Origin of the sequence: Clostridium sp. AM29-11AC (genome assembly GCF_003480545.1) — a bacterium.
Classification (GTDB): Bacteria; Bacillota; Clostridia; order Lachnospirales; family Lachnospiraceae; genus Otoolea; species Otoolea saccharolyticum_A.
The window spans coordinates 94,776-119,636 of sequence record NZ_QUJI01000009.1 but is presented as its reverse complement, the minus strand read 5'-3'; the positions used below and the strand labels follow the sequence as shown (position 1 = coordinate 119,636).

Below are 24,861 nucleotides of genomic sequence, written 5' to 3'. Positions count from 1 at the left end.
GAGCTGGCGCTGGCGCCGCTGCTGGGGCCGGTGCTGCCGGAGCGGCTGCTGGTGCAGGAGCTGGAGCGGCTGCCTTAGGTGCAGAAGCCTTGCCTGTAAATCCCTCCTCTACTGTTACCTCATAGACATTTCCATTTACTGTGATTGTATAGTTTTTCATCATTTCTTCCTCCTGATTGATACAGTCTGATTCTAAGCTCTCTTCCAGTTAGAGCCTGATTTTCTTCTGATAGAACGGACAACCAGTCCCTCAACAGGAACATTCTGCGCTGCTGAGATAGCTGCCGTAATTACAGCCACAAGTTCCAGATCGTCTGCCAGATTCTCCTGGGACGCTGCCGGTGCTGAAACATCCGGTGCTTTCGCCTGAACCGGAACGGCCACAGCTTTGATCGAAGCGGGAGCTGCTGCCGGGGCCGGAGCTGGGGCTGGAGCTGGGGCTGAAGCCGGAGCCACTGCTGGCGCTGGCGCTGGGGCCGGAACCGGGGCTGGAGCTGGGGCCGCTGTCTTCTCGGCTGCCTTCTCCTTCCTCTTTTTCTCCCAGTCATTGACAATCTTCAAACGGCCGATAATGAAACTGATGAAGATCAGAACGATAAATACCGTTCCCATGCCCATAATCATATTTAAGAACGCTTTTTCCAGCTTTTCTCCAATCGTAAACTCTGGCGTAAATGTCATTTCAGTAACAGTGAGAACACTGCCGCCATACTGGTCTTCCTGCGCCTCGGCTGTCAGGACAAAATTCATATCCCGCTTCTCATAGACGACTGTCATATCGATCTCGTATGTGTCTTCATCTGCAGCCGTTACCTCAAGGGCTTTCTCTCCTCTTGCCTCGTCTGCTCTGATCAGCGGAGCGCCTGTTTCATCTACCTCAAGGCTTCCCAGATCCTCTTTTACAGATTTCCAGGATGACAGCGCTGTAGCAATTACGGTGTTGTCTGTCTTTTCTGCTCTCTTAATCTGCTCGTCCAGCTCCTCGTCACTGTATCCGGCAAAGGTTGAAAGATACTGTCCCGCTCCGTTTACGAGCGTCTCCCGTATCTCATCCGTGAGCTCAGCTGAGCTGGTTTCCTCACTTTTCGTGCAGCCGGACAGAACAAAGAAGCAGGTTATTGTGCATAATACAAGCAGTAACCGTTTAATATTCTGTTTCATAGATTTGTCACCTCGTCTTAGACTGTGCCATGCTTCTTGGATGGACGTCCCTCTCTTTTTGTGAATAACATCTCAAATGCGGCAATTACGCGCTGTCTTGTCTCCTCCGCCTTGATAATATCGTCCACATAACCTCTCCTTGCTGCAGCCTCAGCGCTGGACTGGAGCTTTTCATACTCGGACGCCTTCTCGGCAATCAGAGCAGCGGCATTGTCAGACGCCTGAATCTCCTCTGCATACATGATCTTGGCTGCTGCTGTTTTGTCCATCATTCCGATCTTTGCAGACGGCCATGCATATACAATATCGGCTCCGATGGATTTGCTGTTCATGGTTACGTAAGCACTTCCATATGCCTCTCCCACTACCACAGTTACCTTCGGAACATCTGCATTGGCAAACGCGTATGTCAGCCTTCCTGCTGCCTTCGCGATTTTCTTTTCCGTGCACTTGCACTGCTTGTAGCCCTTTGCATTTACAAGCGTCAGCACAGGGATTCCAAAGGCATCACAGAAGTTCACAAACTCTGCCGCCTTCTCACATCCGCGGGCGGAGAGAGCTGCATCAAATTCCTCAGTTTTCTCGTTTTCATCATTCAAAATTTCTGTGCGGTTAGCCACACAGCCGACAGTTGTGCCATTTAAGCGGATAAATCCAACTGCCATATCCGGGCCGTAATTTTTCTTCACCTCGAAGAAGAAGTAATTGTCGGAAATCATGGAGAGAGCCTTTCCTGTGTCTCCCCTGAATCCCTCAATATTTTCGCAGAGGCGGTTTAAGTCGTCGCTGCACTCGTCATAGGACATGTCATCCTCATTGTTTGCCGGAAGGATGGATACGAGGGTCCGCATCTTTTCTAAGATCTCCTCCTCTGTTCCAACCATATCCGCCAGACCGCACTCTCTGCTCTGGAAGTCTGCTGAGGCTGTATCGCACTTGGAATCGTCATTGCCGGAAAGAGCATTGGGGGAGTTGACAAACAGTTTTCCCTTCTCCTCCATAAATACAAAGTCAGCAAGAGCAGAAGAGACGGCCATCCCGCCTCCGCAGGTTCCAAATACCGCACAGAGCTGAGGCACCACGCCTGAGGCCATTGTCTGATTAAGATACATCTGCCCGAAGCCGTCCAGAGCATCTGTGCCCTCCTGAAGTCTTAATCCCGAGCAGTCTAATAGTCCAATCACCGGCGCGCCCATCTTCATGGCCATGCGGTAGATATTCGCAATCTTTTTTGCGTGCATCTCACCTACAGAGCCTCCCATCACAGACGCATCCTGGCTGTACACGTACACAAGGCTGCCCTCAATGGTTCCGTAGCCTGTGATTACGCCGTCTGCGCTGGTCTCCTGTGCCGTCATGTTGAAGTCTGTGCTTCTCGCTGTCACATAAGAACCAACTTCAACAAAACTGTTATCATCAAGTAAAGCTTCGATTCTTTTACCTGCTGATGTTTTTGCTGAATTACTCATTTTGCAGTCCTCCATTTTGAAATAGTTTGACATGGAATGCTTTCGTAAAAGATACCTTTTCGTTGCAGTCCCATTTTCGCCTAGTATATATTGTATATGGTTATCCCTCAAATTGCAAGTTTTATTAAACATATCTGACATATCTTTGTTGTTTTGTTACACTTTTCCATATGGAACTCTTTAAAAAGACTACTCGCTTCATATAAACTCCGCAGGCGGCTGCAGACATCCTGTTTCCAGTCTGCTCCCCAACTTACATATTTTATCAATATAACTGCCGGACAGACCGCTCATACTACTAAGGAATCAGATTCCGGTGATTTTGTGCAGCCGGTATTTCAGAATCACAGCCGGCAGCTGCAAAATCCCATTATTTACTATTCAAATATTCAAAGAAAGGAAGGTGGAACAGATGACTGCAGCATCCAGCAATGAAACAGCAGCCTGCCGATGCCATTTGAGCCTTGCCATTGTTTCCGTGCCGTCCCAGCCCTGGGAAAAGCCGATGGAGCTTGAAACAGCTCTCTGCAGGGGAACTGTATTTGAAAGTCTTGACATGCCGTTTTTTGTAGGAGGTGAGAAGCATGACCAACAGCACAGCATCATCTGACCGAACCTCTCTGCTGAGGGAGATCGATAAAATCAGCTTTGCAGTCAATGAGTTTACACTCTTTTTGGACACCCATCCCGACTGTCAGGAAGCTCTCCTTGCTTTTAACAGCGCAGCCAAAACCCGAAAAGAGCTTATGAAGCAGTACGCCGATGCCTACGGTCCTCTGACCGTCGACTGCATAAGTGCCGAGGGCCCTGCCGATCACTGGAGCTGGCAGGATGGCCCCGCACCCTGGGAAGGAGGAATCATCTGATGTGGAATTATGAAAAAAGGCTTCAGTTTCCCGTAAAAATTACGAATACCTGTCCCAAAACAGCCCGGCTCATCATCAGCCAGTTTGGCGGGCCGGACGGGGAGCTGGCTGCTTCCATGCGGTATTTGTCCCAGCGCTATTCCATGCCCTGCAAAAAGATCGGCGGTCTTCTCACCGACATCGGAACGGAGGAGCTGGCCCATCTGGAAATGATCTGCGCCATTATCTATCAGCTCACTAAAAACATGACAGTGGATGACGCCAGAACTGCAGGCTTTGACGCTTACTATATCGATCACACAGCAGCAGTCTGGCCTCAGGCTGCAGGAGGAATTCCCTTCAATGCCTGTGAATTTCAGAGCAAGGGAGATGCCATCACAGATTTAACGGAGGATCTGGCGGCTGAACAGAAGGCACGAACCACTTACGACAACCTGCTGCGCATTATTACCGATCCCGACGTACGCGCTCCCCTTCAGTTTCTGCGCGCAAGGGAGATCGTTCATTTTCAGCGTTTCGGTGAGGCCTTAGAGAATCTCAAGGATTCCCTTGACTCGAAGAACTACTATTATTTTAACCCTGAATTTGACAAGCAATTCAATAAACCCACCCTTTAGCAGAGGTTCCTGGCAGGAATGCGGGCATAAAATCCCACCACGTCGGCGCGAAGCTGCTAAGGAGACCTTTTTCCTCCGTTCGAAGATCAGAGCCTGCCAGCTGTCTTATGCCATGAGGCACTTCGCGGAAGTAAAAACGGCCGCCGGATTCCTTATTCAGAATCCGGCGGCCGAACCGTTTTTCGATGCCGAAGTATCACGTGCATCTGAATGCTCCGACCAGAAATTTATTTTAACACTCTTTCCGCTGCGGCAGCGTGCCAAACACTAATTCCTGTTCCTCGCAAACAATCTTAACAGATATAAAAACAGGTTGATGAAATCAAGGTAGAGCTGAAGGGCTGAGAATATCGACGCCTTGGCAAGCAGCTCGCTGTTGCTGGAAAAATACTCATAGTTTCTGCGGATCATCCCCACATCGTAAGCGGTGAGAGCCAGGAATATGATAATCCCCAGGTAGCAGATGCCTGTCTCCATAGCAGTCAAATTTAAAAACATGGAGAGCAGATTAAACACAATCAGAAACAGAAGACCTCCTATTAAAAGGGGGCGGATTCTGGACAGATCGATCTTTGCCACATAAGATACCGCAGCCATCAGTCCAAAAAATACCGACGTTGCTCCGAAAATAAAAATCAGCATTCCTGAGCCGATAAGCAGAAAATAGGCGGAAAATACGATCCCGTTTAACGCTGCGTAAAAGAGAAACATGGCTCTGGCCGCTGACACAGAAATCTTGTGAATTCTGGCAGACATACTGATAACCACAAAAAGCTCAATTCCCGTGATCACAAAAATACCATAGGGATTTGAGAATACCAGCATCGTAATCCCTGTTGCATATCCCGTGTATGCCATCGCAAAGGTGACGAGAAGCCCTGCAAACATCCACAGAAATGTTTTAGCCGTGTATGTAGAAAGACTTTCCCCGGCGAAACCTTCAGCCTGGCCGTACTGGTTCATAGAATTGTACTCCATATGCATCCTTCCTTTCTTAAAAAACGCTTCAGATACCCATAGATTAGCACAACAGCCGGAATGTGTCTACTGTTTTCTCACATTTTCGGCTGTTTTTCTGCAGCAGTCCAGCCCCTGCTCTCTGCCGGCAGCTTGAACTGTCCCGTTTTCCGGTATTTTACAGCGTCCCGGAAGAAACTGGGGAGCAGGATTCTATGCTCTCCTGCGGCGTTTTCTCCGCAGTCCAGGCAGCTTTACATTAAATTTTTTCAGTGAACTGAAACAATAAAAATAAATCAGGAACAGGATACTTGTAATGCTCCATGTCAGCGGATAGCTGAAAATTACCGTCATGATATTGGGGCTGATCGGGACTGCAATTAAAATCCAGATCACACGGAGAGCGCATACGCCGAGAGCCGTCATTATCATGGGAATCCAGCAGTCGCCCGTTCCGCGCAGGGAACCGGAGAGAATCTCAATACAGACATAGGTCACAAAGGTGGGGACCAGGAAATGGAGAATCTGCATTCCCTTTTCAATTACTGCCGCATCTGTCGTAAACATGAGATAAATGTAGCCGCCTCCCAGATAGAGGGAAACGCTCAGTAAAATTGTGATGAGGAAGCTGAGCCCCAGGCAGACATAAATTCCTCTCTTCACCCGATCCATCTTCCCTGCACCGTAATTCTGTCCTACGAATGTGGTGACGGAAATTCCCAGGGCGCTGATAATCATCCAGTAAACACTGTCGATTTTGCTGTAGGCTGTCCAGGCAGCCACGGTATCTGTACCCAGGGAATTCACGCTGCTCTGAATGATGATGTTGGATGCAGAGTACATGACAGACTGAAGGCCGGCAGGAAGACCGATCCGCACAATCCTCATTACCATATAGAGGTTCAGGCGTATCTTTTTGATGATCAGCTTGTATGTATCCTCAGTCTTCAGGAGCCGCCTTGTAATCAGCACCGCGCTGACAAGCTGGGATGCAATCGTGGCTATCGCCGCTCCTCTCACATCCATCTTAAGTCCGACTACCAGCGCCAGGTCGAGAACAATGTTTGTCAGACAGCTGGCCATCAGGTAATAGAGCGGACGTTTGGAATCTCCCACTGCACGCAGGATTCCTGCACCCATATTGTAGATCAGGTTGGGGATAATTCCCAAAAAGTAGATTCTGATATAGGACAGAGAATAACTCATAATGTCCTCTGGTGTCCCCATAGCACGCAGAGCAATCGGTGAACAGAAAATACCGATCAGCATCAGTCCCACACCGCAGGCCAGGGAAAAGGCAATGGCCGTGTGAACCGCCTCGCTGACACGCTTCGCCCTTCCGCCGCCGTAAAACTGCGCGATGATTACTGTAGCTCCTGATGAGAGTCCCACGAAAAAGCCGACCAGAAGGTTGATCAGCGTTCCCGTGCTGCCTCCAACTGCCGCCAGGGCCTCCTTGCCGACAAAGCGTCCCACTATAACAGCGTCCACGGTATTGTAAAGCTGCTGAAAAAATGTACCGAACAGAATGGGGAAGAAGAAAATAAGGAGCTGCTGCCAGATAACCCCCTCTGTTATCCCGTTGCCGCGCCCTGATTTTTTCTCCTCCATCCTCTGACTTTCTGCCGTAGCTCTCATACTCTTCTCCTCTTTCAGTCTCAGGATTTTTCTCTTGTTTTGAATCGTTTCTCAATTTAAGTTTTTAAACTTTTTCTCTCTTTGGATTTCAGGCCTCCTCAGCCCTGCTCTGATTTCCTCCATGGGAAATCTTTATAAAACAGCTTCCGCAACCGTTTCCGGCTCACGTCCATTGGTTTCTCTGCCATCCGTCAGTTCAGCTCAGCAATCCTTGTAACTGCCACATAAATATGTGAAATCTTATACCAGGTAGCAAAATCCACTACTCCCGTCTGCGGGAGTCCGAAAATAGACTGGAAGGTTCTCACGGCCTCCGCTGTAGCCGGGCCGTAAATTCCATCGGGCTGTATTCTCGGAATGGCTGTATAGATTGTGGCGATCGCATCGAGCTGCTCCTGCATCTGGCGCACCTTGCTGCCGCGTGAGCCGATGGTAAGATCGGTTCCGGGAAAAGATGCAGGAATTCCCGATATCTGCTCTGCTGTATTGATATACATATCATTTCCGTAGAAGCTTCTCAGAATTTCAATCGGGCTGTAGCCCTGCTCCCCGAGGGCACAGGACCCCCACTGTGTCATCCAGTTAGGGCAGCTTACTCTTACTCCGTCACAGTACTGTGTCAGGATTGGCTGCTTCACATCCGGTCTGGACAGATAGCTGTCAAAAATATCATCTACCACCACAGAGATCGTGTCGAAAATGTCTCTTCCGTAAATCCACTTGTGGTCAAAGGCTGTGGAGGAAGTAATGGTAAAATCGTAGCCCTGATTTCGATACCATTCTGTGTATACACGGTTCAGGGTAAAGGACATTATTGCCAGCACGTTGGCCACGATTGTGGCCTGCGGCCAGGTGGCGTAAATCTCGCTGCAGGCCACATTCTTTATGTAGTCGCGGTAAGGCACGTAATAATCCTTTGCGCTCCTGTCGGTAGGCACTCCGTCGTGAACAACGATAGTCTGTGGGACCACCACCCGGCTCAGGACAATCTCGCCGCTCTCGGTCACTGGCTTAATCTCTGCTTCCGCAATCTTGGGCGGATAGGTCTCATACAGCGTATGCCCCGGAATATTGATATTGGCCATCTGATCGGTATTCACCACAATCGGCCGCATCCGCACCGGCTGTATGGCCGTAATGCCGGGCAGAATCTCCGTGCCCGTAATGTCCACCGCTTCATATCCTGGAGCTGAAATGTGAAGATTATAAACGCTGTATGGGCGCACTGTATTCTCGCTTTCAAGGCTCAGAGCAAGAGGAGGAGTATCCAGTTCCACGCTCTCCGTCTGCCCGGAGTTGTCTGTGGCCAGCTCTTCAAGAACTCTGCCGTCCTCCTCCTGAACAGTCACCACCGCATCCTGTATGGGAAAATTGTTCTCCTCATTGACTACATCCACCTGTAAATACCCGCGTCCTCCGGCTGCCGCCTCGCAGGCCCTAACTCCTGTCATATATCCGCGCATCGCAATAACCTCTCTTAAATATTCTTCTCTGGTTACTATATGATATAATCCGGTCCGCGAACATATGACTTCGCCTGATTTTTTGTTTTCTGTCCTACTCTACCGGTCTGGTGGCAGCCTCAAGCCACTTTCTGTCATCCTCCTCAAGATGAGGTGCCATCACCTCGTATACCTGTCTGTGGTAAGTGTTCAAAAGTTCAATATCACGTTTTTCCATCCACTTTGTGTCAATGGCGTCCCGATCAATCGGAACCCAGGTGAGGTTTTCAAACTGCATGAACTGGCCGTACTCGTTTTTCTCTGCCTTTACGCAGAGCATCAGATTCTCCGTCCTGATTCCGAATTTTCCCTCAAAATACAGGCCGGGCTCGTCAGAGGTCACCATTCCCTCCTCAAAAACGGCGTTGTCCTGGCGTTCCGGAACGACCCTCCAGCGCACTCCGTTGGGACGCTCGTGCACATTCAGAAGGTATCCTACTCCGTGGCCCGTTCCGTGGTTGAAATCAAGTCCCTCTCTCCAGAGAAGCTCCCTGGCAGCCAGATCGAAGTTATACCCATGGCAGCCATAGGGGAATTTCACATTCAGAAGCCTCAGCATGCAGGCCGCAACCAGAGTAAAGTACTTCTTTTCTTCCTCCGTCACCGGTCCTAAGGCGATCGTTCTCGTAATGTCTGTGGTTCCCTCATAGTACTGACCGCCGGAATCTACCAGATAAAGCCCCCTTGGCTCCAGCTTTTTATTAGTCTCCGGTGTCGCGGAATAGTGGCAGAGAGCCGCATTTTCCCCGTATGCGGAGATGGTGTTAAAGCTCAGGCCCAGGCAGCCCTCGGTCTCCATTCTCAGGCGATCCAGATGCGCCTCAGCAGACATCTCGTCCATCTCGATCTTGCCCACATTTTCCTTCATCCAGCGCAGGTGGCAAATCATGGCCACAGCGTCCTTGATATGGGCCTTTCTTATATTCTCCATCTCTGTCGGATTCTTTACGGCCTTGGCGGCTGATGTGGGATTCATCTGATTCAGAATCTCATTTGTCCCGTCCAGGCTCTGGCAGATGGAAAAGTTCACATGACTCTTTTCCAGAAGAATTCTCTCGTTCCGGAAAGCCTTCACCAGTACATAGATATCATTGTACGGCATAATTCTGACTCCCAGGCCCTCCAGGTACTCCCGTACTGCCTGGTCCATCGTCTTCTCATTGATAAACAGGAACAGCTTTTCCTCCGTAATGACCATATAGGAGAGTACAACCGGATTGCAGGGAACGTCGTTTCCGCGGATATTGAGGAGCCATACAATGTCGTCCAGAGTTGTCAGGATATGGACTGTGGCCCTCTTTTTCCTCATCTCTTCCCTGAGCTCTGCAATCTTCTGTGCTGCTGTTTTACCGGCATATTTCACATCCAGGACCCACACCTTTTCTGCCGGAAGCTCCGGGCGTTCCTTCCACAGAAGGCCGATCAGATCCTCCTCGCTGGAAGCCGTTACGGCTTTCTTTTTCAGGCGGCTGAGCAGTCCCTCTCCCATCTCGTCATTCACTACGCGGCCGTCAAAGCCCAGCACACCGTTTTCCGGCATCTTATCTGACAGGTACTCTTCGATGGTGGGCACGCCCTCCTGTCCCATCCTGAAGAGCTTCACCTCGCTGCCGTCAAGCTGTTTGCCCGCCTGGACAAAATAGCGGCCGTCTGTCCAGAGCCCTGCCTCGCTGCGGGTAATCACGGCTGTTCCTGCTGAGCCTGTGAAACCTGTAATAAACTCTCTGCACTTAAAATGATCCCCCACATACTCAGACTCATGGAAATCTGCTGTGGGTACCAGGTAGGCATCGATTCCGCGCTCCTCCATCAGCCCGCGGAGAGCCTCAATTCTTTCATTCACTGTATTCATCTGCAAAACCTCCTGTTCCTTACTGTAATGATGGGCCGAAGTCCACACTCTGCCTCTGCATTTTCTGTCTTCCTGCCCAGAAAACTGACAGGTTCCCCCTGCTTTTCAGGCGGAAGAACAATTCCCGGTGTAAGTAAACCTTCCGTTTTAGAGCAGAAAAATATTGTGCTTCTCTGCCTCTGCCCGGATTCCATCGGGCCAGACGGAAGACTGCACCTCTCCGATGTGAGCCTTTCTCAGATAAAACATGCAGATTCTGGACTGGCCAATACCGCCTCCTACTGTGCAGGGAAGCTTGCCCTCCAAAAGTTCCTTCTGGAAAGTGAGCTCTGCCCTCTCCTCGCAGCCTGCCTTCTTTAACTGTTCTCTGAGCGTCTTCTCATCCACGCGGATTCCCATGGAGGAGAGCTCCAGCGCGATATCAAGAACAGGATAGTACACGATAATATCACCGTTCAGCTTCCAGTCATCATAGTCCGGGGCCCGGCCGTCATGTCTCTCGCCGGAACGGAGCTTGTCACCTATCTGCTCAATAAACACTGCCTTGTGGAGCTTTGCAATCTTATATTCCCTCTCCTTGGGCGTGCAGTCCGGATACATGTCCTCCAGCTGCTGTGTTGTAACAAATTCGATGTGATCGGGAAGATATCTTCCTATATATTCATATTCATACGCCATGTAGTCCTCTGTCACCTTGAGAGCCTTGTACACAGCCTTTACGATAAGCTCCAGGGTCTCCCTGGTGCGCTCCTCTCTGGCAATGATCTTTTCCCAGTCCCACTGATCCACATAGATCGAGTGGATATTGTCGGTGTCCTCATCGCGTCGGATCGCGCTCATATCTGTGTAGAGTCCCTCACCGACTCCAAACCCGTACTGCTTCAGCGCCATTCTCTTCCATTTGGCAAGGGAATGGACAATCTCAGCCGGTCTGTCGCTTTGTTCCTTGATTCCAAAGGAAACGGGGCGTTCCACACCATTCAGGTTGTCGTTGAGTCCCGACTCAGGCAGCACGAACAGCGGCGCAGACACGCGCGTTAAATTTAGCTGCTTCGCAAGCTCCCTCTGAAAAAAATCCTTGATAATCTTGATAGCCACCTGTGTTTCCCGAAGGCCGATGGCAGGTTCGTAGTTCTCTGGTACTATTAAGTGCTCCATGCTGCATTCCCCTTATGTCTTTTATTTTCCCAGACAGCTCTGCTGTATGGGGGTCAGCGCTCTCGGTGTCCTTCATGATGCCTGCTGATTCTCTTCTGAGCCGCATCCTGACCTCCGTAAGCCGGAAATCTGACCTGTTTGACAATCAATTATATCACTGGTCCTTTGTTTTGGGAATACACTACTTTTCCTAATTTTCTGCTGAAATCTTTCGTCTTTTTTACATCCCTGCAGCCCGTCCTCCGGCACCTGCCATCGGCCTTCTATTCCTCAAAAAGGCCAAGCCTGATGCATGCATTCCAGATTCCGTCCTGCTCAATTGGATCTGTCACCAGATCCGCACACTTCTTCAGCTCCTCTATGGCATTTCCCATGGCTACCCCTGTGCCGGCCTCCTGGATTACCTCCATATCATTCATGCTGTCGCCGAAAGCCACTGTATCCCTGAGATCTGTGTCCTCTCCGAAATATTCTGCCAGGCATCTGAGTCCGTCTGCTTTGGAGTATCCCTTTTCAATCACATCTGCCCCATGCTTTCCTGCAAACAGAGGAAGCCGAAGCTGATGAAATCTGTGTTCGATCTGGGCCGCCTGCTCTTCATTTCCAACAAAGGCCAGAGTCCTCACCTTCATCTCCAGAAGCTTCCAGGGATCACAGAATCTTCTTCCCGTGATTCCCCACAGTCTTCTGTCGCTCTCCTCCACTACCTCCGGATGAATATAGTAGTCCTCGTCGCCCACTGTCACTCCCACGGCAAATCCGCAGGCATCGCAGTAGGTGAGAAGCTCCCTCAAAAGTTCTTTGTCAAACTCATGCTCATAGAGGAGCTTTTCTCCCACTGTCACCTTTGTGCCGTTTAAATGTACGATCGCATCCGGCTTTACTATATCCCTGAATTTTGAGCTGTAGTAATTGTCCATGTCCCTGCCTGTGGCCAGCACTATTTTGTGTTTTTCCCTGAGCCGTCTGATCGCCTGCAGGGCGCTGGGTGTTATCTCCCCGGTCTTATGATCTAAAAGTGTCATGTCCAAATCGAAGCTAATCATACTGCGCCTTCCTCCTGAGGTAATTCTTATCTTTTGATACTTTCATTATAGCATAGACAGACTTTCCGGTATATTTTTATTTGCGCTGCATTTTGCCGGCTCTTTCACGGCGCCATCCCTCCTTCCTGAGGCGGAAAGGACAGGAATTGTTTAAATTTACCATGTTTTTCAAAAAAATTAAAATTAGGGCTTCCCTTTTTTTTATTTTGTGGTATAATGAATTAGGATTTCCAATCGGGGTATGGCGTAGCTTGGTAGCGCGCTCGGCTGGGGGCCGAGAGGTCGCAGGTTCAAATCCTGTTGCCCCGATTAATTATGAGGGAAGAGTTTCCAGCGGCTTTTGCCGCGGGAAGCTCTTTTTTTAACTGTATCCGTTGATTTCCGGCAGCGGCTGCTGTCTGGTACTGTTTTTCTGTACCTGTTCATTTTCCATACTTTCACGGTTTTAACTTTTTATAGCCAAGGCACTGTACTGTCTTATTTTAGAAATTATTTTATCAGCGAAAAAGGAGGAATTTGTTATGACTGAAAAAAGAACGGAGGAACTTGTGGAGAGGGCTGTCAGGCTCCACCGGATGGGCTATAACTGCGCCCAGTCCGTTGCCTGCGCTCTCAGCGAAGAGGTGGGAGTTGATGAAAATATCTGTTTCAGGCTGATGGAAGGCTTCGGTCTCGGCATGGGACAGATGCAGGAAACCTGCGGAGCCGTGTCAGGAGCAGTGGCTGCTCTGGGCTTTTCAAACAGCATCGGAACCCAGAGCCCTTCCACAAAGGCTTCCACCTACGGTCTTGTACGGCAGGTGAGGGAACAGTTTCTTCAGAAGAACGGTTCTACAGTCTGCAGTGAACTCAAGGGGCTGACAGGAGGCAGCATGCTGAGAAGCTGTCCCGGCTGCATTGAAGATGCCGTAAGAATCGCCTGCAGCCTGATGAAGGATGCAGACGGCCAGCCGTAAGATTCTCTTTAAAGCAGAAGGTTCTTTCTCATCACACCTTCAGAAACCGGCGAAGCACACACAGAAAGAGTCCCCAAACAGATACCTTTAAGATTGTCTCTGCTTCCGGAAGCATGATGTCAAGAAAGCGCTCCGTTCCTGCAAGCAGTGCCTGTCCTTCCAGAAACAGTTCTGCCCTGGGCGCTGCCCAGGAAATGGCAGCCAGCAAAAGGAAAGCGGTGAACCCTCTTCCCAGATCCGCGCTGACTACTTTATCTCCTGATGCAAAATGGCGTTTGGTCATAATCCAAAGTGCTGAAATGCAGGTAAAGAACAGATAGCCTCCCGACAGCGCCAGATAGCTTGCCAGACTGACATTCCTTTCTGTGATCAGCACTCTTATGGAGCCAAGCCCCTCTCTTCCTGTCCAGAACCCGGGGAGGGCATGGAAGGCAAGCCAGAGCATGAGCAGAGCGCAAAACAGCTGCGAAGCCCTGGAACAGAACTTAGCAAGCCCTCCCGGCAGATGAAGCCTTGGAAGTGAGAGGGAGGGCAGTTTCGCCTTCTTCTTTTTCGCCTTTTCAGACGCCTTCCCGGATTTTTTCAGGCTCTTATAGCTTTCACGCTTCTCCTGCGTGTCCGGTTCTTTTCTCGCCCTGCTCCTTCCTCTTTCCCGTCCGGCACTGCTCTCAGACTGCCGCTCTCTTTTCACCGAACGGCGGTATTCCCAATCCCGGCCGGAATGCCGGCTAAGCTCCCGGGCACTCTCCTCTCTCTGCTCCCTTTCCTTTTCAGTTATTTCAGCCCTCTCCTGTCTGCCGTGGAAGCTGTCATCTGCGAGGGCGCCGTCTCTCCAGCCGCTTTCTCTCTGCTTTGGTTCAGCTCTCCGGATTTCTTCTGTTCTTTCTCCTGAGACCAGGTATATTCTGCACTCGCTGCAGTAATTTCCCTTTATTTTTCTTCCGCACTTTGGACAAATCATACTCTTCTCCCGTATTTTTCTATCCTCTTCGGATTTCACTCGTCTTTTATCTGTCTGAAAATCCATTTGCCATATTTTTACAGTTTCTGCTTACAGGATTTTCAGTTATACCTTATCACAGAATTGTGAAAATTCAGAGTCCTTTCCCTTATTTTTTCCTTACAGCTCACCTACCGCTCATCCTGCAGCGGACTGTTCAGAATCTCCACCAGCTCTCCCGGCGTCATGTTTCTCTCCTCCATAATTTCCACAATCTGGCGAAGCTCCTCCTCTTTCTTCTGCCTCAAAAGCTCCTTTTCCTGCTGCCTCAGCTCCCTGAGCTGCGCCTCCTGAGAAGAGATGGCCGTCCTGAGCTCTTCCAGCTTTTCTGTACATGTTTTTTTTCTTCCTCTGGGCATGTTTCTTTCTCCTTTTCCATTACAATCTATTGACGGCAATATGCCTGTCGCCTGTCAGTCCCCTGTCCGTCTTATGCTTTTCTTTTCAGCAGTCATTTTGAACAGTGAAATGGCGGATCATGATTATGAATATAATTAATTTATATGTACAAGGAGGCTGGAATAGAACAAAGGACGGCTCTGAATACTCCCTGAAGCCTTTTCCAGGCTCTCTCAGCGCAGCACCGGTGCAGCATTGTAAAAAGCCTGGTTTTTCTCTCCGCCTGTGACCAGCTCCACGAAGCCCTTCATGGGGGCAGAAAGGTATCTTCCCCTGGGAATCGCCAGATGGTTTTCATTTCGCAGCTCAACTCCCTCTATTTCAAAGGTGACCAGGCTGCCGTTTTTCAAAAACTCCTCCGCCATTATATCCGGAAGGAAGGTAATCCCAAGACCCGATACAGCAGCACTGATAAGCGACTGGGAATTGACGCTGACCCAGGATGCCGGAAGCTCCAAATCCTGCTGGAGCATTGCACCGTCCAATACATCACGTATCGCGCTCCCCTTTTCCCGAAGAAGCAGGCTTTCCCCTGACAAGGCTTTCGCGGGCAGCACCAGCTTTCCCGCCATTTCCCCCGTCTTCTCCCTGTCTCCGTCTGCCCTTTCGGCTGCAGCCGGCCTTAACCGTTCCTCCATATATTTTCTGGAACAGAGAGGAATCACCCGGTAGGAAGAAAAGGGGATACTTTCAAACTTCTCCTGATAGGAAGCCCCCTCAATCAGAGCCAGATCGATTTCACTGTCCTCCAGGCACCTGGCAATAGAACGGGCGCTGTCTACCGTCACCCTGACCTGAATACTCCCAAAAGCATCCGTAAACTTCCGGATCAGCCCTGGCAGCCAGAAATTGGCGATGGTTATACTGGAACCAATCCGAAGAGCCAGGCGGTGTTCCAGATCCTTCATGCTCTTTTGCAGGTCCCCATACACCTCCAGCACAGTGCAGGCCTTTTCGTAGATCAGCTCTCCTCTCCTGTTCAGTCTGATTTTTCTGCCGACACGGTCAAAAAGCGGCGTGCCGGCCTCCCCTTCCAGCTCGGCAACCGCGTGAGATACAGCCGGCTGTGTCATAAACAGCTTTCCCGCTGCCCCTGTGATGCTTTCTTCCTCACAGACGGTCTTGAATATAAAGAGATGACGGATCGTCATGGAAATATCCTCCTTTTGCATTCCGGTCATATATTACTATTTAGTTATTAATATGATAAAATTATATAATTTTACTTATATATTTTCAAGCATTATAATAGGCAGGTCTGACAATGAGTCCCGAAACCGGACAAAAAACGGCTCCGGCAGACGGAATTTTCAATTTCTCTGAGACAGCACATGAGATATAGGAGGTGCTTTTGTGGCTGACGGAAAGCTGAAGCGGCTTGCATGGCTGTTTTTCATAAACCTGTTCATCAGTTCATTTACCTTTGGCGGCGGATATGTGGTGATTCCCATGATCCGCAAATATTTTGTCCAGAAAAAGAAATATCTCTCCGAGGAGGAGGTGATGGAGCTGGCCGCCATCTCTCAGTCCTCCCCCGGCGCGATTGCCGTAAATCTCTCCACCCTGGCCGGGTACAAGACAGCCGGAATGGCGGGAGCCGCAGTGAGCTGTATCGCCTCTGTCATTCCGGCCCTGCTCATCCTGTCTGTGATCTCCGCCTGGTATGCGGCATTTTCCCAAAATCAGCTGGTGGGGGCAGTGTTAAAGGGAATGGAAGCCGGGGTGGCCGCTCTGATTGTAGATTTGATTATCGACATGGTGCGGATGGTTATGCAGGAAAAGTCACTGCTTCTCACTGCCATGATTCCAGCTGCCTTCATCAGCAGCTTTTTTCTGAACATCAATGTGGCCGTTATTCTGATTTTCTGCTGTGTCATCTGCATCGGAACTGTATGGCTCAAAAACCACAGAAGCAGCAGACAGGAAAGCGGCACAGGGGCTTAATTTGGGAGGATGAAATGAATACTATTTTAGAACTTCTCACAGATTTTCTTCAGATAGGACTGTTCAGCATCGGCGGAGGATACGCAGTTATCCCTCTTATCCAGGAACATGTCGTCGATCTGAGAGGGTGGCTTTCCATTCAGGAATTCACAGACATTATCACGATTTCACAGATGACGCCCGGCCCTCTGGCTGTCAATACCTCCACCTTCGTGGGACTGCAGATAGGCGGCATCCCCGGAGCCGTCGCGGCGACTCTGGGATGCGTGTTTTCCGGCTTCGTGATATCTCTTATACTCTGCCGCGTCTTTGACCGCTATAAAAAATCAGAGTATGGGCTGAAACTGTTAAAGGGGCTGAAGGCGGCATCTGCGGGACTTATCGTCTCAGCCGCCATGACGATTATCGTTATGGCCTTTTCCTGGAGCGGTGAAAACATGGCGGGAAGCACAGACCCACTTGCTAAAATTTCAAATATGATGCAAAATCTGAACTGGATTGCAGCCGCCATTTTTTTATCTGCTCTGATTCTTGTCAGAAAAGTGCATCTGAATCCCATACTCGTCATGGGAATCTGCGGCCTTGTGGGCGCAGCGGTTTACCGGTAGGGTACTCCCCGGCACAGGCAGGATGCCGGCAGAAGCCAGGCGGCCGGTGCATTTACAGATACAGCCCGCCATCTAGTCTAAAAAGGTTCCGAGAAACTCTTCCCTGACGTTTGCCGGCACCAGACTTCCACCTGTCGCCCACACGATATGAACCGCGCTCTCTCTGTTTTTTCTGTACGCCCGAAGAAAGGCCGGAAGCTCCTTCTCCTGTTTTTCTCTGCAGGCCTCCAGCATGGCATCTAAAAGCTGAGGCCCCAGAAATCCTGCACAGGCGCTGGGTTCTGCAAAAATGCCCTCCGTCCTCATAAGTGCCCTCATGTAGTGATACAGTCTAAAATCTTTGACTGTAAAAATCCCATCCAGCATTGGCTCCATCACAGTTCCCACAAAGCCGGACGGGCGTCCCACAGCCAGCCCATCGGCGTGGGTTTTCCCCGTAAGTCCGATGTCCTGCACGCTTATTCTGCTGTGAAGTCCTGTGGCCATGCCTGCCAGCATACAGGGTGACTGCACTGGTTCTGCAAAAAAACAGTGCACAGAATCGCCGAAAATCATTTTCAGTCCAAAGGCAATTCCCCCCGGCGCGCCGCCTACTCCGCACGGAAGATAGACAAAAAGCGGTCTCTCCCTGTCCGGCTCCACTCCCTCGTCTAAGAGCTGGCGCTTCAGCCGGACAGCCGCGGCTGCGTACCCCAGGAACAGATTTCTGGAGTTTTCATCATCTACAAAGTAGCTGGACGGATCGAGAGCGGAAAGCCTCCTGCCCTCCCTGACAGCCCCGCTGTAGTCTGAACTGTATTCTCTTACTGTTACTCCATGTTTTCTCAAAAGCTCTTTTTTCCATTCCCTGGCATCGGATGACATATGAATTACTGTTTTATATCCCAGGGCAGCGCTCATAATCCCGATACTCAGCCCCAGATTTCCCGTTGAACCGGCCTGAACTGTGTGGCTGCCGAGAAACTCCCGGCACCTTTCTGACAGAAGTATCTCGCTGGAGTCCCCTTTTCTGAGAAGTCCTGCCTTCCCGGCAATTTCCTCCGTATGTTTCAGAATTTCATAGATGCCTCCCCGCGCTTTTACAGAACCTGCGATGGGAAGATGGCTGTCCTCCTTCAGAAAGAGCCTGCCCCCAAAGCCTCCAAAAGGCAGATCCATCTCCTCTTTTGGCAGAAAGCAGGAAAATCCATCTCCATCTTTCCTGTTATCCGACTTCAGGAACTGCTCCATCCCCCGAATGGGAACAAGGGGGGACTCAATGATCCCTCCCTCCTTCGCCGTTTCCGGAAAACAGCGGGCAATCAGCGGCCCAAAATAAGACAGCCTTCTCTCTGCGTCCTCTATATCTTCATATCCCAGTGTCCTTCCCTGTCCATCCTTAAATTCCCGGCCCATCTCATCTGCCGGCTTCTTTTTGGGATTTGCCCAGAAAAGTTCCCCAGCCTGCGACGCCCTGCGGATCACCGGAATTCTGAATGCGGTTGTCTCAAATGCTCTGTCCATATAGGTTCTCCTTTTTCCTTCTTTCCTGTGTATTGAATCCTTCGTTCCCTGCTGTATCTGTCCGAAGTCTCCGCTTCTTCCTGTACTCCGCCATTTTATCATACAGCCTACAGGGGTTCAACAGGAAAGACCTCTGAATACACCGGGAGGATTGGCCTTGGAGCTTTCCAGATTGTAATTCCGGAATGGGCTCGCAGCTTCTCTAATCTATTTTATCTGAGGAAAAAGGGAAAAGGACTTGAAATCTCTGCCGGAAGCGTATAAAAAACACATGAAGATCTTAAAGCGTCAGTGACAGTGCCGGCGGTAAAATGCCCTGAAATGAGGAGGAGCCGGGCAGCTATGGCCGCCCGGCTTATTATGAAAAAAATATTACTCTCTTGTCGAGATGTATCTGTTCTTTACAGTTATAGTATAGGTATCATTTATGTACCTGATTTGTAGAAAATGTAAACAAAATTTGAACGAATGGTAAGGAATCTATGAATAACTGTGAAGTCCGCCCCTTCATTTTTGTTCCCACCCTTTTTGTAAAAATTCTGTTTTGCGGGAGAGAAAAAAGTATTTTGCCCTCCCGCCAGAAAAAAATCAGCTGGAACTGTCCGCCCCTGAGTTTATAGAGGCGGGGCCGTGAGCGATGGCAGCCTCGACAGTGCAATTTTTTTGTTTCTCTGTTTTCATCTATTTTGTTTCTTTGATTTCAATTATTTCTGTATTTTTCCTCACATCTTTCTTCCGGCATTCTTTTCCTTCGTGGCTCACTCAGGATTTTCCTTCTGGAGCAGAGAAAAAACGGGTCGCCTAGTAAAAGCCGCCTGACGCGGAAGCGTCAAAAAAAGAGGAAGCGGTTGTGCCGGAGCTGCACCCGCAGCCGCCTGCAGAGGCGGAACCGCTAAGAGGCATCACGCAGTTGGCAATTCCTGCGTCAAAGCCGCTCTGGTAGCCTGCTGAAAAACCGTCATTGAAGCCATTTCTGTAATCAGAATTTCCGCAGCGGCAGGAGTTAGAGTTTCCGCAGCAGGTATTGGAATTTCCACAGCAGGAATTAGAGTTTCCGCCGTCATCGCAGCATACTGTACAGCAGCGGCAGCACCTTCTTCTGCATCCGGAATTGCATCCACAGTTATTACATCTTCTAAAACAACACATATTTAATATCTCCTTGATTAATTTCCATTTATAATATATGGTATGTACAGAGGGACAATAGGTTCCTTGATTTTGGAAATGCTTTAAGGAGGCTGTCCATGGGATTTAAAATAATTTCAGGTGATATTACAAAGTGCTGCACAGATGCCATTGTCAATGCGGCCAACACCTCTCTGCTCGGCGGCGGCGGGGTAGATGGAGCCATTCACCGGGCGGCAGGGCCTGAACTCCTCGCCGAGTGCCGGACGCTTCACGGCTGCCGGACGGGTATGGCCAAAATCACAAAGGGCTACCGGCTTCCTGCCAGGTATGTCATTCACACTCCGGGCCCCGTCTGGAACGGGGGCTCCCACGGAGAGGAAGAGCTTCTGGCTTCCTGCTACAGAAGCAGTCTTAAACTGGCTGTATCCTACGGCCTTTCTTCCATAGCTTTTCCTTCCATCAGCACCGGGATCTACCGTTTTCCCGTCGACCGGGCCGCGCGGATTGCCGTCTCCGTCATTCTGGGCTTTCTCGGGGAAAACCCATCTCTCAGAGAGGTCTTTATGGTCTGCTTTGATGCGCATACCCGCCAGGCATATGAACAGGCCCTGTGTGAACTGGAAAATTAAAATATCTAAGGAGAAAAATCTATGTTTAATACGGAAGCTATCATATGCTCTGAAAACGACGTCTGGACTGCCCGCGCCTGCTGTCCGACCGTTCAGAAAGCTGAATCTGTCCGTGCAGGCTTTATAGGTCCTGTGCGCCAGATCAATATGTTCGCCGATCTCTATCGGGAGGGAAAAGATCTCGTGATAGAAGGGCCTGACAGAGAAACAGTAGAAAAAATAGCAGATATCTTAAATCATGCTGCCTGGGATCAGAAAGATTAACAGACGAGATTTAAAAAGGGGCTGGAAGATTTCTTCCGCCCCTTTCCGGGAATTCTCCAGAAGTTTTGCGACAGCGGACTTGAGATGCGCACTTCCGGCCGTCCGGTTGTCTTCGGGTTTTCTTCCAATGGATAAACGGTATACAAATCTCAAAAAGAACATTGAAAAAAGAAAAATTGATTTAATTTGGAAAAGTTTTTATAAATTTCTTGCTTTTTTTGATATTAATGCTATAATAATAGACATGGAAGCATAGCTCAGCCGGGATGAGCGTTCGCCTCACACGCGAGAGGTCATGGGTTCGAGCCCCATTGCTTCCATTTTTTTGCGCCCTTTTATTGGCAGGTAAAATGGGAGTTTTGCTTGTAAATACAAGGGGATTGCTCATTTCTGGTGATTAATTCATATTATACTATGATGCTAAAATATCACACAAAACTTTCCGAAGATGATACAGTCCGGGCGGCTAACGGTCCTCTTTTCAATTACATCACAGTTCCCAGCAGCTCTCTTCCCTTGTTTTAATGATTTTCTTATATTCTGTCCATACTATTCCTGAATATGCAGCAGCATAGGGTTTCACAGACACAGAAAAACACACAGAAAAAGGAGAATATTTATGAGACAGGCTAGAAGTACAAAGGCTGTGAGGACCATTCCCAAAGGAGCCTATGAATGCGGAACCACCTCTGATGAGCTTATGAACGGAGATTACAGGGACAGCCTGCATCCGGGATTGGATTTGCAGGGCAACGGCTATTACAGCGGCAGTGAATCAGCAAGGACTGACTCTGCTGCCTTAAAAAATTCTGATTTTCCCGGCTGCGTGAAAGGAAAGCCTCAGGCTGGAGGCCCTGTTTAGGAACCGGCTCCCCGACTCAATCTGGCTGCCGCCCGCTTTTTAACCAGATGCTCTGCACTGACACGGAGAGCTGCATGGCCGGCGGCAGCCTTTTTGAATCCTTCCTGTTCCTTCTGGCCTCCTTTGCCTGATTCTTCTCTGTCACCGGCTTCCTGCCGTTTTCCTGTTTCTGCCCTGCTCTGTTGTATTACTAATTTTTGTCAAATTCAGGATTAAATGCGTAGAAGTTCTTGCTGTCCAGATGATCCTGCAGAATTCTCAGAGCTTCGCCGAAGCGCTGGAAGTGAACGATTTCCCTCTCTCTCAGGTAGCGGATGGGATCACATACCTCCGGGTCTCTTACCACCCGCAGGATATTGTCATAGGTGGTGCGGGCTTTCTGCTCTGCTGCCATATTCTCATGCAAATCTGTAATGGCGTCCCCTTTGCTCTGGAACTCACAGGCGTTAAACGGAATGCCTCCCGCAGCCTGAGGCCAGATTCCGGTTGTGTGATCGATGTAATACGGGCCAAAGCCGGACTCCTCAATCTGCTCTGGTGTCAGGTTCTTTGTGAGCTGATGGATAATCGCCGCCACAATTTCCATATGGGCCAGCTCCTCCGTACCGATATCCGTAAGAAGGCCCTTTGCCTCTGCATAGGGCATGGTGTAGCGCTGGGAGAGATAACGCATGGACGCGCCGATCTCGCCGTCCGGCCCGCCATACTGGCTCATAATAAACTGCGCCATCTTAGGATTCGTCTGAGTAATTTTTACAGGATACTGAAGTCTTTTCTCGTATCTCCACATACTCTACACCTCCCCTTCCCACGGCCATTTTTCTGCTATCCACGTCCAGCGGTCTGTACTCTGTACGGCATCTACCATCAGCGGTCCGTACTGACGCTGCCAGGCATCCATAGCCTCATCCCGGAGTCCGACTACATAATGGTAATAGCTGAGAGCCTCCTGATCCTCCGGGTGAGTGTCCAGGTATAAGAGCACGTCATCCATGGCAAAGCTGGCCTGGCAAAGCCTCTGTCTCAGGGCCTCTTTCGTCCACTCTCCCATATTTCTTTCCATTCCACTGTTTCCCACAGCCATTACCTGCACCTCCCCTTTAAAAATGGCAGATCGAGTTCAGGGAAAATCGTTCCTCTTGCAAATCCTGTCTCCATCTCATATGGTCTGCTCCATTTCTGCATTGGAACATAGGACATTCCCACTGGAAAATCAGCTGGGTTGAACGGAAGGCTGCATTCAGAGCGGTCTCTCATTCTTCCTGCCTCCTCCTTGCTTCCCGGCATGAATACCTGGACAGAAGCGGATGACCCGTCTCTTCCGTCTGACCTCATACTGCCGCCGCAGGGTGCCGCGTAAGAGGAGGACTGAAAGCTCTGAAACCCCCAGTTCATATCGTCATAGCCTCCCATGCCGCACAGCTCCTGATGCTGCATTTCCTGCTGCCCGGCAGCTCCGTTTATGGAAGCATCCGAGTCAAATACCACGCGCCCTGCCTGACGCCAGTCCGCCTGAACGCTGTCTTCAAGCTGACGGCGCACGGATCTTGGGCTTTCTTCCCGAAATCCGTCAGAATACTGCTGCTCATAGCAATTCATACTTTATATGCCCTTTCCTGATTCGCTTACAATTTTATGATATGCCAGACTGCCTGTTTGCTGTTCCCTGCAGGCCGGCTGAGATTTTTAGAGTCTCCATCCCGCCGTCCCCTTATCATTCTTTACCCTGCCCTTCTGATTTTCCCTATATTCCTTCTTTCTTAACTTCCTTTTCCTCTCCTACTTTGCTATAATAGCTTACGTGCAGCAGGCTTTTCTTAACTTGTTTTATCGCAGTAACTGTTTTCCTGGCTGCCCTGACAAAAGGGCCGGAGGCAGAGCCGCTGTATCTTCATTACTGCAGATAAATCTGACATACGAGGTGTATTATGAAAATTATCATTATCGGCTGCGGCAAGGTCGGGCGAACTCTGACGGAGCAGCTTGCCACTGAGGCGCATAACATCACAGTTATTGACACAAATCCCAAAAAAATTCAGGAAGTGACGGAGGATCTGGACGTTCTCGGCATCACGGGCAACGGTGCCAGCATCAGCACACTTCAGGAAGCAGGCGTAGAGCAGGCGGACATTCTGATCTCTGTCACCGGTTCTGATGAGCTGAACCTGCTCTGCTGCCTGATCGCCAAAAAGGCCAGCCGGTGCCAGACAGTGGCCAGAGTGAGAAACCCCATGTACAGCCAGGAGATCGATTTTATCAAAGCGCAGATGGGCGTTTCCATGATCATCAATCCCGAGCTTGCGACTGCCCTTGAAATTTCAAGGCTTCTGCGTTTCCCGGCCGCTATCAAGGTAGATAACTTTTCAGGCGGCAGAATCCAGCTCGTCAAGCTGAAGCTGGACAGACGCATTCCTGTAGGCGGGATGAAGGTAATGGATCTTCCAAAGCGCTCAGGAAGTGATATTCTGGTCTGTGCAGTGGAACGCGATGATACAGTCTATATTCCAGACGGCAGCTTCGTCCTCCGTGAAAACGACACCATCTCCTTTGTTGCGGCAGGGGACAATGTCGTTCGTTTTCTCAAGGCCTTCTCCCTTCCGGCAGCTCCTGTGAAAAGCGTTATCATTGTCGGCGGAGGCACCATCGGCTATTATCTGGCCAAACAGCTCTCCAAAACCGGCATGAGAATCCGCATCGTGGAAAACAATCTGGAGAGATGTGAATTTCTGAGCGAAATGCTTCCGGAGGATGTGACCGTTATCCACGGAGACGGAACCGATCGGCACCTTCTGATGGAGGAAGGCCTCGGCCAGGCGGAGGCTTTTGTGACGCTGACTAATCTGGACGAGGAGAATATCCTTTTAGCCCTGTTTGCAAAAAAGAATTCCGGCGCAAAGCTGATTTCCAAGGTGAACCGCCTGGCCTTTGATGATATTATTGAGGAGCTGGACATCGGAAGCGTGATCTATCCCAAGTATCTGACCGCCGACTATATTATCCAGCATATACGCACCATGCGCCATTCTGCAGCCAATACGATTGAAACCCTTTACCGGCTTCTGGACAACCGGGTGGAGGCCCTTGAATTTTCCATTCTGGAGTCCTGTCCCGTGACAAATATTCCGCTGTCTGAACTCAGACTGAAGCCGGGATACCTGATCTGCTGTATCCGCCGCGGGGAACAGGCCTTTATTCCTGGAGGCAGCGACTCCATCCAGGTAGGGGATTCCGTTATCGTGGTTACTCTCGAGAGAGGCCGCCACGATATTCTGGACATTCTGGAAGGCAGGAGGTGATGG

At 50.0% G+C, this 24,861-nt stretch carries 26 protein-coding genes, 2 tRNA genes and 1 pseudogene; 12 read left to right on the top strand and 17 right to left on the bottom strand.

The window, feature by feature from the left end:
* From DW757_RS17660 to DW757_RS08875, 3 genes and pseudogenes are all read right to left on the bottom strand, one after another.
* A pseudogene (locus DW757_RS17660) lies at positions 1–160 on the bottom strand (acetyl-CoA carboxylase biotin carboxyl carrier protein subunit); the annotation flags it as partial.
* Positions 161–192: 32 nt separating this feature from the next.
* The gene (locus DW757_RS08880; protein ID WP_118751509.1) at positions 193–1,161 is read right to left on the bottom strand and encodes an OadG family protein; all 969 of its coding nucleotides are present in this window, start codon (positions 1,159–1,161) and stop codon (positions 193–195) included.
* Positions 1,162–1,178: 17 nt separating this feature from the next.
* Positions 1,179–2,630, bottom strand: a complete 1,452-nt coding sequence (locus DW757_RS08875) for a carboxyl transferase domain-containing protein (RefSeq protein ID WP_015574002.1) — start codon at positions 2,628–2,630, stop codon at positions 1,179–1,181.
* Between the two features lie 412 nt (positions 2,631–3,042).
* Between DW757_RS08875 and DW757_RS08870 the strand changes: the two genes are divergently transcribed.
* The 3 genes from DW757_RS08870 to DW757_RS08860 are packed head-to-tail and all read left to right on the top strand — an operon-like array spanning position 3,043 to position 4,113.
* A complete protein-coding gene (locus tag DW757_RS08870) occupies positions 3,043–3,240 on the top strand; it encodes a spore coat associated protein CotJA (protein ID WP_118751508.1) in 198 nt (65 codons plus the stop codon).
* A complete protein-coding gene (locus DW757_RS08865) occupies positions 3,215–3,496 on the top strand; it encodes a spore coat protein CotJB (protein ID WP_118751507.1) in 282 nt (93 codons plus the stop codon). The genes DW757_RS08870 and DW757_RS08865 overlap by 26 nt, the downstream gene beginning before the upstream one ends.
* Complete coding sequence (locus tag DW757_RS08860) at positions 3,496–4,113, top strand: manganese catalase family protein (RefSeq protein ID WP_008396034.1); 618 nt, start codon at positions 3,496–3,498, stop codon at positions 4,111–4,113. Before DW757_RS08865 ends, DW757_RS08860 begins: the two co-directional genes overlap by 1 nt.
* Positions 4,114–4,380: 267 nt before the next feature.
* Here DW757_RS08860 and DW757_RS08855 read toward each other — a convergent pair whose 3' ends face one another.
* The 6 genes from DW757_RS08855 to DW757_RS08830 form a co-directional block, all read right to left on the bottom strand.
* Complete coding sequence (locus DW757_RS08855; protein WP_044930684.1) at positions 4,381–5,091, bottom strand: Bax inhibitor-1/YccA family protein; 711 nt, start codon at positions 5,089–5,091, stop codon at positions 4,381–4,383.
* 192 nt (positions 5,092–5,283) lie between these two features.
* Positions 5,284–6,708 (bottom strand): MATE family efflux transporter, encoded by a 1,425-nt coding sequence (locus DW757_RS08850; RefSeq protein ID WP_118751506.1) that lies wholly within the window; start codon positions 6,706–6,708, stop codon positions 5,284–5,286.
* A 191-nt stretch (positions 6,709–6,899) separates the two neighbouring features.
* Complete coding sequence (locus tag DW757_RS08845; RefSeq protein WP_118751505.1) at positions 6,900–8,171, bottom strand: peptidoglycan-binding domain-containing protein; 1,272 nt, start codon at positions 8,169–8,171, stop codon at positions 6,900–6,902.
* A gap of 94 nt (positions 8,172–8,265) precedes the next feature.
* A complete protein-coding gene (locus DW757_RS08840; RefSeq protein WP_118751504.1) occupies positions 8,266–10,062 on the bottom strand; it encodes an aminopeptidase P family protein in 1,797 nt (598 codons plus the stop codon).
* Positions 10,063–10,209: 147 nt separating this feature from the next.
* The gene (gene asnA / locus DW757_RS08835) at positions 10,210–11,220 is read right to left on the bottom strand and encodes an aspartate--ammonia ligase (protein WP_008396046.1); all 1,011 of its coding nucleotides are present in this window, start codon (positions 11,218–11,220) and stop codon (positions 10,210–10,212) included.
* Positions 11,221–11,483: 263 nt separating this feature from the next.
* Positions 11,484–12,266: an HAD family hydrolase gene (locus DW757_RS08830; protein ID WP_118751503.1), complete on the bottom strand. Its 783-nt coding sequence runs from the start codon at positions 12,264–12,266 to the stop codon at positions 11,484–11,486.
* Between the two features lie 235 nt (positions 12,267–12,501).
* Here DW757_RS08830 and DW757_RS08825 point away from each other — a divergent pair.
* Positions 12,502–12,575, top strand: a tRNA-Pro gene (locus tag DW757_RS08825).
* Between the two features lie 212 nt (positions 12,576–12,787).
* Complete coding sequence (locus DW757_RS08820; RefSeq protein ID WP_015573997.1) at positions 12,788–13,222, top strand: C-GCAxxG-C-C family protein; 435 nt, start codon at positions 12,788–12,790, stop codon at positions 13,220–13,222.
* A 31-nt stretch (positions 13,223–13,253) separates the two neighbouring features.
* On the opposite strand, the gene DW757_RS08815 is transcribed toward DW757_RS08820, so the two are convergent.
* The 3 genes from DW757_RS08815 to DW757_RS08805 all read right to left on the bottom strand — a co-directional run bounded on the left by DW757_RS08815 (position 13,254) and on the right by DW757_RS08805 (position 15,772).
* Positions 13,254–14,183 carry a hypothetical protein gene (locus DW757_RS08815; protein WP_243033540.1) on the bottom strand — a complete coding sequence of 310 codons (930 nt, stop codon included), beginning with the start codon at positions 14,181–14,183 and terminating at the stop codon, positions 13,254–13,256.
* A gap of 170 nt (positions 14,184–14,353) precedes the next feature.
* Entirely contained in the window at positions 14,354–14,581 is a 228-nt protein-coding gene (locus DW757_RS08810; RefSeq protein WP_008396054.1) for a hypothetical protein, read from the bottom strand.
* Between the two features lie 213 nt (positions 14,582–14,794).
* Positions 14,795–15,772, bottom strand: coding sequence for a LysR family transcriptional regulator (locus tag DW757_RS08805; protein ID WP_015573995.1), 978 nt, complete (start codon positions 15,770–15,772; stop codon positions 14,795–14,797).
* A gap of 202 nt (positions 15,773–15,974) precedes the next feature.
* Between DW757_RS08805 and DW757_RS08800 the strand changes: the two genes are divergently transcribed.
* Both DW757_RS08800 and DW757_RS08795 read left to right on the top strand, forming a co-directional pair.
* Complete coding sequence (locus DW757_RS08800) at positions 15,975–16,565, top strand: chromate transporter (protein ID WP_008396058.1); 591 nt, start codon at positions 15,975–15,977, stop codon at positions 16,563–16,565.
* 14 nt (positions 16,566–16,579) lie between these two features.
* Entirely contained in the window at positions 16,580–17,173 is a 594-nt protein-coding gene (locus DW757_RS08795) for a chromate transporter (protein WP_008396059.1), read from the top strand.
* 72 nt (positions 17,174–17,245) lie between these two features.
* On the opposite strand, the gene DW757_RS08790 is transcribed toward DW757_RS08795, so the two are convergent.
* Positions 17,246–18,778: a D-serine ammonia-lyase gene (locus DW757_RS08790; RefSeq protein ID WP_118751501.1), complete on the bottom strand. Its 1,533-nt coding sequence runs from the start codon at positions 18,776–18,778 to the stop codon at positions 17,246–17,248.
* Between the two features lie 699 nt (positions 18,779–19,477).
* Positions 19,478–19,825, bottom strand: a complete 348-nt coding sequence (locus tag DW757_RS08785; protein WP_118751500.1) for a hypothetical protein — start codon at positions 19,823–19,825, stop codon at positions 19,478–19,480.
* Between the two features lie 98 nt (positions 19,826–19,923).
* Here DW757_RS08785 and DW757_RS08780 point away from each other — a divergent pair, with 98 nt between their 5' ends.
* From DW757_RS08780 to DW757_RS08760, 4 genes are all read left to right on the top strand, one after another.
* Positions 19,924–20,436: an O-acetyl-ADP-ribose deacetylase gene (locus DW757_RS08780; RefSeq protein WP_021965584.1), complete on the top strand. Its 513-nt coding sequence runs from the start codon at positions 19,924–19,926 to the stop codon at positions 20,434–20,436.
* A 21-nt stretch (positions 20,437–20,457) separates the two neighbouring features.
* The gene (locus tag DW757_RS08775; RefSeq protein WP_118751499.1) at positions 20,458–20,700 is read left to right on the top strand and encodes a hypothetical protein; all 243 of its coding nucleotides are present in this window, start codon (positions 20,458–20,460) and stop codon (positions 20,698–20,700) included.
* Between the two features lie 246 nt (positions 20,701–20,946).
* Positions 20,947–21,020 (top strand) — tRNA-Val (locus DW757_RS08765).
* 299 nt (positions 21,021–21,319) lie between these two features.
* Positions 21,320–21,562: a hypothetical protein gene (locus DW757_RS08760; RefSeq protein WP_015573989.1), complete on the top strand. Its 243-nt coding sequence runs from the start codon at positions 21,320–21,322 to the stop codon at positions 21,560–21,562.
* A gap of 190 nt (positions 21,563–21,752) precedes the next feature.
* Here DW757_RS08760 and DW757_RS08755 read toward each other — a convergent pair whose 3' ends face one another.
* The 3 genes from DW757_RS08755 to DW757_RS08745 are packed head-to-tail and all read right to left on the bottom strand — an operon-like array spanning position 21,753 to position 23,161.
* On the bottom strand, positions 21,753–22,352 hold the full coding sequence (locus tag DW757_RS08755; protein ID WP_008396069.1) for a manganese catalase family protein: 600 nt from the start codon (positions 22,350–22,352) through the stop codon (positions 21,753–21,755).
* 3 nt (positions 22,353–22,355) lie between these two features.
* A complete protein-coding gene (locus DW757_RS08750) occupies positions 22,356–22,646 on the bottom strand; it encodes a spore coat protein CotJB (RefSeq protein ID WP_118751498.1) in 291 nt (96 codons plus the stop codon).
* Positions 22,646–23,161: a spore coat associated protein CotJA gene (locus DW757_RS08745; RefSeq protein WP_118751497.1), complete on the bottom strand. Its 516-nt coding sequence runs from the start codon at positions 23,159–23,161 to the stop codon at positions 22,646–22,648. The genes DW757_RS08750 and DW757_RS08745 overlap by 1 nt, the downstream gene beginning before the upstream one ends.
* 329 nt (positions 23,162–23,490) lie before the next feature.
* Here DW757_RS08745 and trkA point away from each other — a divergent pair, with 329 nt between their 5' ends.
* Positions 23,491–24,858, top strand: coding sequence for a Trk system potassium transporter TrkA (trkA, locus tag DW757_RS08740; RefSeq protein WP_015573903.1), 1,368 nt, complete (start codon positions 23,491–23,493; stop codon positions 24,856–24,858).
* The last annotated feature ends 3 nt before the right edge of the window (positions 24,859–24,861 follow it).

Bases quoted from the DNA above. Each gene is read 5' to 3' on its own strand.
- DW757_RS08775 (WP_118751499.1), top strand. From the start codon at position 20,458: ATGTTTAATACGGAAGCTATCATATGCTCTGAAAACGACGTCTGGACT.
- DW757_RS08780 (WP_021965584.1), top strand. From the start codon at position 19,924: ATGGGATTTAAAATAATTTCAGGTGATATTACAAAGTGCTGCACAGAT.
- DW757_RS08880 (WP_118751509.1), bottom strand. From the start codon at position 1,161: ATGAAACAGAATATTAAACGGTTACTGCTTGTATTATGCACAATAACC.
- DW757_RS08785 (WP_118751500.1), bottom strand. From the start codon at position 19,825: ATGTGTTGTTTTAGAAGATGTAATAACTGTGGATGCAATTCCGGATGC.
- DW757_RS08755 (WP_008396069.1), bottom strand. From the start codon at position 22,352: ATGTGGAGATACGAGAAAAGACTTCAGTATCCTGTAAAAATTACTCAG.
- DW757_RS08840 (WP_118751504.1), bottom strand. From the start codon at position 10,062: ATGAATACAGTGAATGAAAGAATTGAGGCTCTCCGCGGGCTGATGGAG.
- DW757_RS08810 (WP_008396054.1), bottom strand. From the start codon at position 14,581: ATGCCCAGAGGAAGAAAAAAAACATGTACAGAAAAGCTGGAAGAGCTC.
- asnA (WP_008396046.1), bottom strand. From the start codon at position 11,220: ATGGAGCACTTAATAGTACCAGAGAACTACGAACCTGCCATCGGCCTT.
- DW757_RS08865 (WP_118751507.1), top strand. From the start codon at position 3,215: ATGACCAACAGCACAGCATCATCTGACCGAACCTCTCTGCTGAGGGAG.
- DW757_RS08875 (WP_015574002.1), bottom strand. From the start codon at position 2,630: ATGAGTAATTCAGCAAAAACATCAGCAGGTAAAAGAATCGAAGCTTTA.
- DW757_RS08805 (WP_015573995.1), bottom strand. From the start codon at position 15,772: ATGACGATCCGTCATCTCTTTATATTCAAGACCGTCTGTGAGGAAGAA.
- DW757_RS08750 (WP_118751498.1), bottom strand. From the start codon at position 22,646: ATGGCTGTGGGAAACAGTGGAATGGAAAGAAATATGGGAGAGTGGACG.
- DW757_RS08860 (WP_008396034.1), top strand. From the start codon at position 3,496: ATGTGGAATTATGAAAAAAGGCTTCAGTTTCCCGTAAAAATTACGAAT.
- DW757_RS08760 (WP_015573989.1), top strand. From the start codon at position 21,320: ATGAGACAGGCTAGAAGTACAAAGGCTGTGAGGACCATTCCCAAAGGA.
- DW757_RS08815 (WP_243033540.1), bottom strand. From the start codon at position 14,183: ATGATTTGTCCAAAGTGCGGAAGAAAAATAAAGGGAAATTACTGCAGC.
- DW757_RS08795 (WP_008396059.1), top strand. From the start codon at position 16,580: ATGAATACTATTTTAGAACTTCTCACAGATTTTCTTCAGATAGGACTG.
- DW757_RS08830 (WP_118751503.1), bottom strand. From the start codon at position 12,266: ATGATTAGCTTCGATTTGGACATGACACTTTTAGATCATAAGACCGGG.
- DW757_RS08855 (WP_044930684.1), bottom strand. From the start codon at position 5,091: ATGGAGTACAATTCTATGAACCAGTACGGCCAGGCTGAAGGTTTCGCC.
- DW757_RS08850 (WP_118751506.1), bottom strand. From the start codon at position 6,708: ATGAGAGCTACGGCAGAAAGTCAGAGGATGGAGGAGAAAAAATCAGGG.
- DW757_RS08790 (WP_118751501.1), bottom strand. From the start codon at position 18,778: ATGATAAAATGGCGGAGTACAGGAAGAAGCGGAGACTTCGGACAGATA.
- DW757_RS08820 (WP_015573997.1), top strand. From the start codon at position 12,788: ATGACTGAAAAAAGAACGGAGGAACTTGTGGAGAGGGCTGTCAGGCTC.
- DW757_RS08870 (WP_118751508.1), top strand. From the start codon at position 3,043: ATGACTGCAGCATCCAGCAATGAAACAGCAGCCTGCCGATGCCATTTG.
- trkA (WP_015573903.1), top strand. From the start codon at position 23,491: ATGAAAATTATCATTATCGGCTGCGGCAAGGTCGGGCGAACTCTGACG.
- DW757_RS08845 (WP_118751505.1), bottom strand. From the start codon at position 8,171: ATGCGCGGATATATGACAGGAGTTAGGGCCTGCGAGGCGGCAGCCGGA.
- DW757_RS08745 (WP_118751497.1), bottom strand. From the start codon at position 23,161: ATGAATTGCTATGAGCAGCAGTATTCTGACGGATTTCGGGAAGAAAGC.